This window comes from Bacillus sp. D48C (assembly GCF_053345735.1).
Window position 1 is genome coordinate 19,042 of record NZ_JBKFAQ010000009.1, and the last position, 12,688, is coordinate 31,729.

The window sequence follows — 12,688 nt, forward strand, 5'->3', positions numbered from 1 at the left end:
TCTTTACATCCCGTCCAAATGATTCGTATCATTAATGAAATGCACCGTTTTTTGTTCACCCTCAATTTCAATTAAACTTATTCCCGTATCTCCCATTTTGAAATAGTAGTCCATTGAAATTGGCATATTGAAAAATGCACGTAATAGACTATTAATTACGCCTCCATGGGCAACAATCGCAATTCGATCATATGTATTCTCTGTCACAATTTTAGAAAAAATCCCTTCTATTCTCATTCGAAACTCAATAAATGACTCTCCGTTTTCAAAACGGTCATGAAGAAACTTTGGTTCTGGATATTTCTTTGCTTCTTCAAATGATAAGCCAGCTTGTATTCCATTATTAAACTCCATTAATTCCTCTTCTAATTGAATTGGACAACCAATTACTTCTGCTAATGTTTCACCCGTTTCACGAGCACGTTTTAATGTGCTTGCCCAAATGAAATCTGGTGCAAAATCTTTTTTCACTTTCTGTACAAGTTTTTGTACTTGTTGTCTCCCTTTTTCAGTTAACTCAAAATCAGCTCGTCCTTCATGCACATGTAAAATATCAGCTTCTGATTCTCCGTGGCGTATTAGTAGTATTTGCATGTTTCTCTCTCCCTTTATTTAACATTCATAAAATTCCATTATATCACATTTTAAGATTTCAAAATAAAAAAGGAACGGTCTCCCGTCCCTCATCCATTCACTTTTTCCGCATCATTCCAATAATATTTACTAAACGCTTCTGTTAACACATCAATTGTGTTATATAATTCATCTAACGTATTATCAACACCACCAACTTCAATTAACATCGCATTTTTCGATAAATCTTGGTTATAAACGCCATTTCCATCTTTTTTATACTTTGGAAAAATCCCTCTACTTAATCCGTAGTAGTTTTCATCTAAATAACTATTGATTGCTCTTGCAATTTTTTCATTTTCAGCACGCCTTTCATTTTCCATCCCAATTATAAAATATAATCTTGCATACGATTTCCCGTTAATTACTTTTGTTGTTACTTTCTTACGCTGGTCATCACGATGTATATCAATCGGAAACGCAATTTTATTATTTTGTGCTAATGCTTCTTTTACATATTCATGAGACGCTTTATATGACTGATACCATACCCACTTTTTACTCGCTAATAAATCACCCATATTCGTTTTATCGTGAATTACTGGAATTCCTTGCCCCTCAAGTTGTTCCTTCATACGTTTTCCTAGTAAGGACACATTTACATCTGGGCTAGATGGATCAGTTGCCCCTGGTAATAATGGAAAGAAGGATTCCCAGCTATGTGTATGATAAATATATACTGCACTCTCACCTTTTTTCGCTCCGTTCTTTTTCTGAACCGGATTATTCTTTTCCGCTTCTGTAACTTTATCTTTTGCTACTTTCCGCTCTTTCGTTACTTCTTCAATCGGTACACTAGATTCATTTGGGATATTCGTCAAGTTTGTCCCTTCCCCAGCTACGATAATGTTAGAATAATACTTTGACATACCAGGTACTTCTTTACCGACAAATGTTCTTAAATCTTTAATCTTCAAATCTGTCGCAATAGAGAACATTAAATTCCCAACTGACTCTCGTTTATTCTGCTTAAAATAATCAAATCCATAATAGCGATTCTCACTTTCTATCATTTGAACAAAACCTTGCATCGATACTTTTCCAAACCATTGATTTGCATAATTCGATTTCATTGTATGTAAAAGTGACGTCAGAATCGACGCTATCATAATTACTATTAGCGCATATAAAAGGAGTAACGAAATTAGTTTCTTCCCATGTATTCGAGTTGCATACTTTTTCACTGCATCACCTTCTTTATACATGGATATGTACAAGCTTTTCGGAATATACGCACAAAAAAAGAGAAATGGTATCCCATTTCTCTTCCTCACTTTTATTGTTCTTTTCCTGTATCATTTGAAGGTAGTTTCTTCGCTTGTTTTTCTTTAAATATTTCTCCAATTGCCCCAAGAGTACCAAGTGTTTCAATTGCATTAGACGGAATAAAGACTTTATTTGCTGGTCCTTTTGCAACTTCTTCTAATGATTCAAATGATTTATAAGCAAGTATACGTTCATCTATATTCGCTTCACGAAGCAATTCAATACGGTTTTGTTCTGCTTTTGCGATTTCTTCAATTGCTCTTGCTTCCCCTTGCGCTTCTAATTCTTTCGCTTCTTTTAAACCTTCAGCTTCGCGAATACGCGCTTCTTTATCCCCTTCAGCCATCAAGATTTTACTTTGCTTTTCCCCTTCAGCGCGAAGAACTTTATCTTGTTTTGCTGCTTCAGCTTCTAAAATAATCGCACGTTTATTACGCTCAGCCTTCATTTGTTTTTCCATTGATGCTTGCACATCTTTTGGCGGGTTAATATCAACAACTTCGACACGTTCAATACGTACGCCCCATTTTTCTGTTGCTTCATCAAGCGCTAAGCGGATTTCTGTTGAAATTTTTTCACGACCAGATAACGTTTCATCTAGTTCCATTTTACCGATGATTTGACGCATCGTTGCTGAAGTAATATTACGAACACCATATTCATAGTTTGAAATACCATATGTCGCAAGTTCTGGTTCAACAATTTGATAGAAAATAATTGTATCAATTTCTACTTGAACATTATCTTTCGTAATTACCTTTTGCGGTGGTACATTCGTTTGTTGAATACGTAAGTCATGATATACACGGACACGATCTACAATTGGTATTAAAATATTTAACCCAGGGTGCATGATACGTTGAAACTTACCAAATCTTTCAACAACCCCAACTTTTTGCTGAGGAATAATTTTAATTGTTAATGCGATAAATGTAACTACAATTAGTGCGAATATAATCGTTAACGTTAATGCTACCATATTTATTCACTCTCCTTTTTCACTTGTAATATAGTACTATGCCTCTTTATAACAACGACTTTTTCTCCAGCATCAATTGAAGAATCTGCAATAGCTGTCCAAGTATCTCCATCCACCTTTACAATACCATTCGCTTCATTTGTAATCGTTTGCATAATAATCCCTTTTTTACCAACAAGCATATCTACTGTATCAGTAAAACCTTTTGCTTCTCGAAAGTTTTTTGAAATTCTTTTCGTAAAGAATGTCAAAGTTAAACTTACAATTGCACCAACAGTAACTTGTAACAGTAGTGCATCAGGAGCAAACAAAGCAATAAGACCTCCGACAACAGCCCCAATTCCAAGCCAAAGCATGTAAAATGTAATCGACAACATTTCTGCGATAAATAAAATACCAGCTATTATAAACCAAATTACCCAAGCAGCCATATGCAACCCTCACTTTCTTTCTCATTTTCTATATGTATATGAAGAAAAGAATGGTTTATCCGCCCTTTCTTACACTTGGGCGTTTGCTACAAGCTATTGTACATACTCACTGTTACAATGATTATTAATATAATACTATATCAATATATTCTTCATTATACATGAAAATTCCTTTCAAAAAGTGACAAAAAATGAAATTCTTTAAAAATTTTAATTTTTAAACTACAATTATTCTAATTACTAAATACTATTTTTTAGAGGTGGTATTCTTATTGAAAAACCAGTCACTAACTTACTACTTAGGTTCCAAAATATGCATTACTCTTGCTGACATCGTATATGTAATGATTATTACAACTCATATTTATATAGCAACTAAATCAGCTACTATTACTGCTCTTTTTCCACTATTACAAGTTATCACAAATCTAATTGCTAACATCTCTGCACCTCTTATAGTAAATCGTTTTCCACCTTATACGTTGTTATATACGCTACAATGGCTAAAAACAGTCTTTTTACTATTATTAATGATTTTATTTCCGGTCTTATCCACAAATATTATAGCTCTATTAACTTTTATTTTTTTCATTTCATTATGTAGTGGATGGAGTGCTCCATTACTATACAGCATTCTTCCGCGCCTTACACCAAAAGAAAAATTAGTAAAAGTAAATAGTATCTTTTCCTTTTCAACACAAATTGCGCAAGCCGCCGCTTATTCATTTACGAGTGTTATCGTTCTTCTCATTGGCGCTACATCTACACTCATGATTAATAACATGTTGATGATTTTTGGATGCATTGCATTACACTTTTCATTACATACCATACATACTGAACGAATAGCAGACCCTCCCTCTTCAAAAAGTACTGCTTTATCGGAAGGTTGGAAACTCTTATTTCAAAATCCTTCTCTCCGTACCGTTACATATATGGACTTAATTGAAACTTTCGCAGGGACAATATGGATTGGTGCTATTACAATGGCATATGTTACGTCTATTCTTCATAAAAGCGAAGAATGGTGGGGATATATTAATACAAGTTATTATGTTGGTACGTTAATCGGTGGTCTATTAGCATGGAAAATGAGTTCCTATATTCAAAACAATTTAATACGATCCATGTCGATTGGCTCTCTTATGTTTAGCATTCTTACATTTTTATATGGTATGACGAGCAGCGGATTTATTGCGCTTTTTCTATGTGTTCTAATGGGACCATGTTATCAAATTAGAGATATTTCTCAAACGACAGTTTTACAATCAAGTGTCGCCCCTTCTTTATTATCAAAAATGTATACAGCACATGGCGCCCTTCTTTCAACAACTTCTGGTCTTTCTATGCTTAGCGTTGGCATTATTACTGATATGTTCGGTGTCCGTACAATTTATATAATCGCTTCTATTCTTATTTTATGTTCCGCTTGTTTATCTTTCAGTTTATTAAAATATTATAAACCAGAGTAGAATAATCTATCACTGTAGTCAACACAGCAAAAAGGACAGGAATTCCCTGTCCTTTTTGTTTATTCTGTTCATGACAAGTTCGGGATTTTTCTATGTTTTGTCGCCTGTTCAAAAGCGTAAGCTAGCTTAATTAATATCCCTTCACTAAAGGCAGTACTTGCAATCGTAATTCCAAAAGGTCTCCCGCTTTCCATATACCCTGCTGGTATTGCTATAGACGGATAACCCGCTTTCGCACATATAGTAGAACCTATATAGGAAGGAAACAGTATCGCATCAAGATTATATTTTTCCAATGCAAAATCAATGCCTTGTTCTTGAGAAAAATATATATCTTCTAATCTCGCATTTAAATATTCTGGATTTCGTAACGTATTAGGAAAATCTTTTCTTCTCTCTAACTTAGTTTGTCCATATTTTAAAGCTCTTTCTGCTATGTTTGCATTAAACTCCATTAACTCCGAAATAGAATGTACCGGAATAGTAGAAGGTAATTTAGAAAGATAGTTATCTAAACTATGCTTCAGTTCATAAAGCGGAACTCCCCAACTCCATTCTCTATGAAAAGAATGAATATCAATATTCTCTACTACTGCCGCTCCTTCATTACGTAATACTTGGATCGTTTCTTTAAACAATTTTTCATCATACTCACCATTTTCGTAATAATCTTTTGGTGCGTCGTTAAACACACCAATTTTCGCTCCATTTAAACCATTAGCATCAAGGTAAGATGTATAATCCGGATATGCCCTACCTTCACTTTTACGAGTTGCTACATCTTTCTCATCCACTCCAGTTAAGCTCCCTAGTAAAATAGCGGCATCTGTTACTGTTCTAGCAAATGGTCCAGCTGTATCTTGCGAATAAGTGAATGGAATAATTCCTCTACGACTAATTAGACCGACAGTCGGTTTAATGCCAACTACAGAGTTTTGAACAGCGGGGCTCAAAATAGAAGCATCGGTTTCTGTCCCAATAGATACTACTGTAAAGTTAGCGGCAACTGCTATCGCAGAGCCTGTACTTGAGCCCCCAACAAACATACCATCCTTACCCGTTCCGTATGGATTAATTGTTTGACCACCTCTTGCACTATATCCAGCCCACATTTTAAAAGACATTGCATTTGCTAATTCTGTCATATTCGTTTTTCCTATTATCACGGCCCCTGCTTCTCGCAGTTTAGTAACGAGAAATGCATCTTCACTACTTATATTTTGTTCTAGAGCAATCGTACCTGCACTTGTATGCATGGAGTCATTCGTTTCAATATTATCCTTAACCAAAACAGGTATACCATGTAGCGGACCCCTTACACCCTTTGTCTTTCTTTCATGATCTAACGCTTCTGCAATAAAAATAGCATCTGGATTGATTTCTAAAATTGAATTGATTTTCGGTCCGTCTTGATCATACTTTGCGATTCTATAGAGATAATACATCACTAGCTCTTTTGAAGTTAACTTTCCAGATTCCATTTCATTTTGAATATCTTGAATTGTTAGTTCCGTTTTTAAGATTGGATTAAACTGAATTTCCATTTATATTCTCCCTTATATGAACTTTTTTAGCGTATACCCCTTACTTTTTCATTTTTTCACCTCAACACATCCTAAATTAATATCCCTTTAAAGAAATTCAATTTCCTTATTTAAACACCTTTAATTTCCCGAAAAATAAAAAAAGTCTGAAACGGATTAACCTTCGCTTCAGACTCTTACATTACTGTGCGTATACTTCATCTAACAAATGTAAAAACTCACCTTGTTTCCCAGCTAATTCAGGGCATTTTGCAATATTAATCCATTCGTAGCAAAATACTAATCCTTTATCTTCCTCACCAGCACTTACAATATGTTCCCAAGTATCCTTTACATCTGTTAGTAAAGTTACATGGAAAAAGTGGCGTTTTTCATATTCCTGTTTTTCTTTCATATGTATAATGTAATCTGCTAAAAAACGCTCTATGCATAAATGACGCAATCCGGATTCTTCCTGTACTTCACGCAATATAGCCGCTTCTAACGTTTCACCTTCATCAACCGTTCCCCCTGGCACTTGAATACCAGCTTCATGTATATCACGATGTTTAAAAACAAGTAATTGCATAACCCCCTCTTTTTCTCTTGTAATATATGCATGTACTTTTTTCTTATATAACATCGTCATTGTACGCCTCTCCCCTCAATTGTTCACTCTGTTACTTCTTCAAGCGTCAGTTGATTATCATACAAATATGTAGCTTGTGGATTTCCCACATACCTTACGTGCCATGGTTCATACCGATAGCCCGTAATCGTCTCTTTCGCTTTTGTGTATCGAATCACAAAACCAAATTTATGGGCATTTTCAGAAAGCCACTGACCTTCTTTCGTTTCCCCAAAAACCGTCTCTAACTGAAATTTAGCAGATTGAGACGTAATATCCATAGCTAGTCCAGTTTGATGCTCACTTGTACCAGGAACCGCGCTAGACATTGCTGTTTTTGCTTCTCCATCTTGTTTTTTATACATCGTATTTAATGCTTTTTGTCGATCAAAAGATCTAAATCCAGAAACTGCAAACAGGAAAATACGCTCGTTGTCAGCCTGCTGAAACATATCCTCAAGCGCCCTCGCTGCCTCTTTTCTCATCTTTTTCTTTTCTTGATCACCTTCACTAGAGTAGCGCACTTTCGGAATAACTAAATCTGGCGGTCTATACCCATCTGGTAAACGCCTACTTTTATTCACAAGTACAAGCATTGAATTCGGATTATTAATTACCGCAATATCCCCATCCATATTAGCAATCGTTTCTTTTGTTTTCGGAAATATGCTATTTACACTTACTTCCCGCGCCTGCTTATCCTTATACATTTTATAATTGATTCCTGCTACTCCAACAATAATTATTGCAGCTATGATACCAAGTAGTGCCCATCTTTTTTTCATATAACGACCTCTTATTTTAATAATTTGGCCATTTCATACTCATCGATGCCCTTTCCATCGATAATAAGAGCAGCTTTTTTGACACCTTCTTTCTCAAATCCAGCTTTTTTATATAGTGCCTGAGCTCTTGTATTGTGGGCCATTACTGTTAATTCTAAACGCCATACATCATGTAATTTTGCCCACTTCTCAACCTCTTTAAACAATCTCGTCCCAATACCTCGCCCGTTATACTCTTGCAAAATACCAATTACAATGGTTGCTACATGCCTCTTTCTTTGAATGTTATTTCCATTCACTAATATAAAACCTACTATCCTCTCATCTTCAACTGCTACAAATATTGTTGCATATTCATTTTCTATAAAGCGATGGATCATTTTTTCTTGTTGCTCAGCTGTAGTTTTTCTTTCTCCTGGTTCATATAACATAAACTTCGTTTCTTCATCTAATTGCTTACTTAATTGCAAAAATGATGCTGCATCTTCTATTTCGATTTCCCTAATCACTTCAATCACCCTACCAGTTTCATAATAAAAAGTTTTCCTTATAAAAAGATTTTCTCTACTTTCCCGAAAATCCCTTTGTAAATCTCCTACTATAAATTGACAAATTTCGATATTACTATAACAACGACAAATTATGTCTATTCTGTGACGTCTCATCATTACAAAGAAAAAACGCAAGCATTACACTTACGTTTTTTCAAAAATACTGTGAACTCATCTTCATCAGGTGAGGTCTCTCACCAATTTAAATTTCACTTTATCCATTCACTTTTTCTGCCTGCCAAAAATATTCACCAAATGCTTTAGCAAGTGCATCAATTGATCGATTCAATTCTTCCTCTGTATTATCTACACCGCCAACTTCTATTAATATCGCTTGTCCTGATAGGTCTTGATTATAGATTCCATTTCCTGTCTGGAACCCTTTTTGAATGACCCCACGACTCACTCCTGGATATTTCTTATTAATCGCCTCATGTAAAGCTGTCGCTAATTGTAAGTTTTTTTCATAGTTTTTATTTCCTTTCCCTACTACAAATGCAAGCTTTGCATATGATTTATCTCCAATTGTTTTTGTCGTTACATTCTTTCGGGCACTATCACGATGCAAATCAAAAAAGTATTGAAGATCTTTATTTCCAGCCATAGCTTGCTGCACAATTTCTCGTGACATCTTATACGAACTATTACTGTTTAAACCTTTACTTATTAACTTTTGACCAACATCACTCTTATCGTTAGTGGCGCCAATTCCTTCACCTTCTAGTTGTTCACGGAAACGGTCTCCTAATATAGAAATATTCGATACAGAACTCGTTGCTTTATTCGGATTCGGGTCATTCGTTAAGTTAAGTAAAGGTAAATAGGATTCCCAGCTATGTGTATGATAAATAAACGCAACTTGTCTTTTCCCGGTCGTTTGGGACGGCTGTTTTTTCTCTTTACTCGTATCTTGTTTAGGTGCTTGTCCAGTTCCACTAGTCCGTTCCTTCACTACTTCTTCAAGAGGGACACTCGACTCTATCGGTAAGTTAGAATAATTTGTACCCTCACCCGCAATAACAATTTCTGTATCGTACTTACCAAACCCAGGGAGCTCTTTCCCGACAAAACTGCGTACATCATTAAAGCGAATATTTGTAGCCATAGAAAAGAGAAAAGAAGAAATTGAAAAATCTTGATTCAAATTTCGATACTCCTGTGTAAAATAATGATTCTCTTTTCCAAGTACATACATGTAACCATTCATCGATAACTCATTTAACCAATTATATAAATACGTTGACTTCGTCTCTTTCATAGAGGTTACCATCATACTAATAAGAAAAAAAGTCGCTAGCACTGTAGTAATAACAAATAAAACTAACTTACGCATGCTTGTAAACTTCATAAAAAAAAAGCCCCGATTCATACTATCACCTCTCTATTTCAAGTTATGTACAAGCCCTAGAGAATAGACCGTTAAAATTTCGGCTATATTGTTAATGAGGTGAAATGAATTGAAGCTATTAATAGGAATATTACCAATCGCTCTATCATTCATTTTTTATTTGTCCGCTAAGCATCCAAAAGTCTCTATTGTGCTACATATTTCTGCGTACTTGGCACTGTATGTACTCGGTACAATTATTTCCATTAATATATACGATGTTTTAATACAAGATTTAGTTTTCATGACAAGCATTCATGGAATTTTACTGAATCCATTTTTCCTTATTGCAGGAGCGTATATAGGAACTTACACTTTGTACCTACTTTTGTCTCACATTATTATGAAAATAAAAAATGGAGCGTAATGAAATGCAACCACCATTTATCTGTCATACATGCAAAAAAAGAATTGTAAGAAAGAAAGATCTTATTACAGCCACATGGTGCTTCCGCTTTTATTTATTTCACAGTGATTGTTTTAAACGACAGCAAGTGTTCATCTCACGGTTTCTCCCTGTGAATACACTTTTCAATTTCTTTCTTATTGTATATGGACTTATTTTTGGCAGTATTCTTATGATTACAGAACCATCTATTATTTGGCTGACTTTCTTTTTCCCCATTTTTTATCGGTTTCTTTCTTATTATTATGTTGAACGTTTTTTCTCTACATAACGAGTTGACTGTCCTTTAGGAATGCTTAAACATAGCCACTCATTTTCTTTTAACATTTTACCGATGTAAATAATCTGTCCAATATGCAATGCATAATGAGAAATTTGCCTTTCAATTGCTTGCAGGACCGTATGAGCTTCACCACGAATGTATACCGTCTTCAATAGATGTTCCGGCAATATCGTATTCATCGTATTAAAAACGTATTCCCATCCTTCTTGCCACGCTGCAAGGGCTTCCTTCTTTGAAGAATAGCCTCCTTCAAATTCACCATCTCGGTCACGATCAACTTTTTCACCATCAGATGTTAAAAAATCCGTCCATCTAGAACGCATATTACCATGCAGATGCTTTATAATAATCGCTATACTATTTGTTTCTTCATGAGAAGACCATTGTATTTGTTCGTATGATAATTGAGAAAGTGCCCGTTCCCCTTGCTTCTTTGTTGCTTTAAAGTTCGAAATCGCACATTGTAAATATTCTCGTCCGATACCCATATTAGCCCCTGCCTTCACCCTAGCTAATTTTTGTTCCATTTGGCAATTCCATATTAGGCTGAAGCAACACAACATCATCAGCTTCAGGAACGCCGCCAAGCACAAGCACTTCCGATTTAAATCCAGCTACACGCTTTGGCGGGAAATTTACAACAGCAACAATTTGTTGACCGACTAAACCTTCTGGGCTATACCTTTTCGTAATTTGAGCACTTGACTGCTTTATCCCAATTTCTCCAAAATCAATTTCTAGTTTAATCGCTGGAACTCTCGCTTCTTTAAATTCCTCTGCATGTATTACAGTTCCAATTCGCAAATCCAAATTTAAAAAATCTTCAAAATTAGCCATTTTATCATTCCTCCCAATTATTACTTAGACAAAATATAAAAATCCCCTTCAAAAAAAGAAAGGTGCCTAAGCACCTTTCTTTTGTAATTTACTTGATTCATTTGATTTATAGAGGAAGAAACCGAGAATCCCGCCAATACATGATGGAATTAACCATCCGATTCCTTCGTTATATAACGGTAACATTTGTAGTACATTAGAAATCACGTCAATTTTAATGTTCGCACTTTCTAAACCGTTAAAGAAACTAATTAACAATGCACCTAAAATAGCTCCAATATAAATTGTATTACGCTTCCCAATCCACTTATGGAAATACGAAAGTACGATTAATACAATTGCAACTGGATAAATGATCATTAACACAGGTAATGTTACGGCGATTAATTGTGTTAAACCTAGGTTAGATACAATTAAACTAAATACACATACCATTGTTACAATCGTTTTATGTGAAAGTTTTGGGAATAAGTTTGTAAAGAAACCCGCACACGCAGATGTTAACCCAACAGAAGTTGTTAAACAAGCGAGTATAATAACAAGCCCCAATAAAATTTTACCACTCGTCCCATATAGCTCATTTACAACATTCGTTAAAATAAGACCACCGTTTTCTGAGACACCAAGTGATGTACTTGTTGAACCAAGATAAGCAAGTGATAAATAAATTAACGTTAAACCAAGTACAGCAATAATACCTGATACGACTGTTATTTTTGCAATTTGACTACTCTCTTTTATCCCTTTAGAGCGAATAACTTGTACAACGACAATTCCAAATACGAGAGCACTAATTGCATCCATCGTTAAATATCCTTGAATAAATCCACCAAAGAAAGCATTTTCTTTGTAAGCAGCTAACGGCGCAGCCGGCTCTCCAATTGGATCAATAATTGCCTTTCCGACAATAACAGCGACAATTAATACCAATAGTGGCGTAAGAAACTTTCCGAACCAATCCACTAATTTAGATGGATTTAATGATAAATACCACGTTATTCCGAAGAAAACTATCGTGAAAAGAAATAGCATGTACCACTCTGAAACCATTGCCTCTGATAAAAACGGCTTCATACCCATTTCAAACGAAACAGCTCCAGTACGCGGGATTGCGAAAAATGGTCCAATTGCTAAATAACTAATCAATGGGAAAATAAACGCAAATATAGGGTGGACTCTAGAAGACAGCGCTTTCAAGTCCCCCTCTACAAACGCGACAGCTGTTACAGCTAGTAGGGGTAATCCGACTCCCGTTACAAGGAATCCTATTGTAGCAATCCAAACATTCTCTCCTGCTTGTTGACCTAAAACTGGCGGAAAAATTAAATTTCCTGCTCCTAAAAATAATGCAAATAGCATTAAACCAATTGCTACCGTATCACCTGGCCTTAAACGTCCCTTCATGCTCTTCATTTGCATAGCACTTTTCCATTGTTTATCTCTATATTTTACAATATGCTATGCATCCTCCTCTCTGCTCAAGATGATAAAATATGCCCCTTACAAA

At 35.2% G+C, this 12,688-nt stretch carries 15 protein-coding genes; 3 read left to right on the plus strand and 12 right to left on the minus strand.

Features of this window, described 5'->3' with window-relative positions; all coding sequences use genetic code 11:
- Positions 1-3 precede the first annotated feature (3 nt).
- From ACLBXA_RS20275 to ACLBXA_RS20290, 4 genes are all read right to left on the minus strand, one after another.
- The gene (locus tag ACLBXA_RS20275) at positions 4-594 is read right to left on the minus strand and encodes a histidine phosphatase family protein (RefSeq protein WP_001166447.1); all 591 of its coding nucleotides are present in this window, start codon (positions 592-594) and stop codon (positions 4-6) included.
- 89 nt (positions 595-683) lie between these two features.
- A complete protein-coding gene (gene spoIIP, locus ACLBXA_RS20280; protein WP_374058747.1) occupies positions 684-1,889 on the minus strand; it encodes a stage II sporulation protein P in 1,206 nt (401 codons plus the stop codon).
- Positions 1,890-1,909: 20 nt separating this feature from the next.
- Positions 1,910-2,878 carry an SPFH domain-containing protein gene (locus ACLBXA_RS20285; protein WP_000226256.1) on the minus strand — a complete coding sequence of 323 codons (969 nt, stop codon included), beginning with the start codon at positions 2,876-2,878 and terminating at the stop codon, positions 1,910-1,912.
- 2 nt (positions 2,879-2,880) lie between these two features.
- Positions 2,881-3,309 carry an NfeD family protein gene (locus tag ACLBXA_RS20290; RefSeq protein WP_309523755.1) on the minus strand — a complete coding sequence of 143 codons (429 nt, stop codon included), beginning with the start codon at positions 3,307-3,309 and terminating at the stop codon, positions 2,881-2,883.
- Between the two features lie 272 nt (positions 3,310-3,581).
- Between ACLBXA_RS20290 and ACLBXA_RS20295 the strand changes: the two genes are divergently transcribed.
- Complete coding sequence (locus tag ACLBXA_RS20295; protein ID WP_000795939.1) at positions 3,582-4,781, plus strand: MFS transporter; 1,200 nt, start codon at positions 3,582-3,584, stop codon at positions 4,779-4,781.
- 68 nt (positions 4,782-4,849) lie between these two features.
- On the opposite strand, the gene ACLBXA_RS20300 is transcribed toward ACLBXA_RS20295, so the two are convergent.
- The 5 genes from ACLBXA_RS20300 to spoIIP (ACLBXA_RS20320) all read right to left on the minus strand — a co-directional run bounded on the left by ACLBXA_RS20300 (position 4,850) and on the right by spoIIP (ACLBXA_RS20320) (position 9,637).
- On the minus strand, positions 4,850-6,325 hold the full coding sequence (locus ACLBXA_RS20300; RefSeq protein WP_017763056.1) for an amidase family protein: 1,476 nt from the start codon (positions 6,323-6,325) through the stop codon (positions 4,850-4,852).
- Between the two features lie 181 nt (positions 6,326-6,506).
- A complete protein-coding gene (locus ACLBXA_RS20305) occupies positions 6,507-6,953 on the minus strand; it encodes an NUDIX hydrolase (protein WP_000178282.1) in 447 nt (148 codons plus the stop codon).
- Between the two features lie 23 nt (positions 6,954-6,976).
- Positions 6,977-7,717, minus strand: coding sequence for a M15 family metallopeptidase (locus ACLBXA_RS20310; RefSeq protein WP_309523757.1), 741 nt, complete (start codon positions 7,715-7,717; stop codon positions 6,977-6,979).
- Positions 7,718-7,728: 11 nt separating this feature from the next.
- A complete protein-coding gene (locus ACLBXA_RS20315) occupies positions 7,729-8,226 on the minus strand; it encodes a GNAT family N-acetyltransferase (RefSeq protein ID WP_000617571.1) in 498 nt (165 codons plus the stop codon).
- 256 nt (positions 8,227-8,482) lie between these two features.
- Positions 8,483-9,637 (minus strand): stage II sporulation protein P, encoded by a 1,155-nt coding sequence (gene spoIIP, locus ACLBXA_RS20320; protein WP_001079284.1) that lies wholly within the window; start codon positions 9,635-9,637, stop codon positions 8,483-8,485.
- Between the two features lie 88 nt (positions 9,638-9,725).
- Between spoIIP (ACLBXA_RS20320) and ACLBXA_RS20325 the strand changes: the two genes are divergently transcribed.
- Entirely contained in the window at positions 9,726-10,022 is a 297-nt protein-coding gene (locus tag ACLBXA_RS20325; RefSeq protein WP_000770731.1) for a hypothetical protein, read from the plus strand.
- Between the two features lie 4 nt (positions 10,023-10,026).
- The gene (locus ACLBXA_RS20330; protein WP_043333388.1) at positions 10,027-10,332 is read left to right on the plus strand and encodes a hypothetical protein; all 306 of its coding nucleotides are present in this window, start codon (positions 10,027-10,029) and stop codon (positions 10,330-10,332) included.
- Here the strand turns inward: ACLBXA_RS20330 and ACLBXA_RS20335 are convergent.
- The 3 genes from ACLBXA_RS20335 to brnQ4 form a co-directional block, all read right to left on the minus strand.
- Positions 10,305-10,871 (minus strand): DUF1572 domain-containing protein, encoded by a 567-nt coding sequence (locus ACLBXA_RS20335; RefSeq protein WP_000435822.1) that lies wholly within the window; start codon positions 10,869-10,871, stop codon positions 10,305-10,307. The two genes, ACLBXA_RS20330 and ACLBXA_RS20335, sit on opposite strands and share 28 nt — an antisense overlap.
- Entirely contained in the window at positions 10,852-11,181 is a 330-nt protein-coding gene (gene csaA, locus ACLBXA_RS20340; protein WP_001263021.1) for a chaperone CsaA, read from the minus strand. Before csaA ends, ACLBXA_RS20335 begins: the two co-directional genes overlap by 20 nt.
- Before the next feature lie 66 nt (positions 11,182-11,247).
- A complete protein-coding gene (gene brnQ4 / locus ACLBXA_RS20345; RefSeq protein ID WP_395939124.1) occupies positions 11,248-12,585 on the minus strand; it encodes a branched-chain amino acid transport system II carrier protein BrnQ4 in 1,338 nt (445 codons plus the stop codon).
- Between the last annotated feature and the right edge of the window lie 103 nt (positions 12,586-12,688).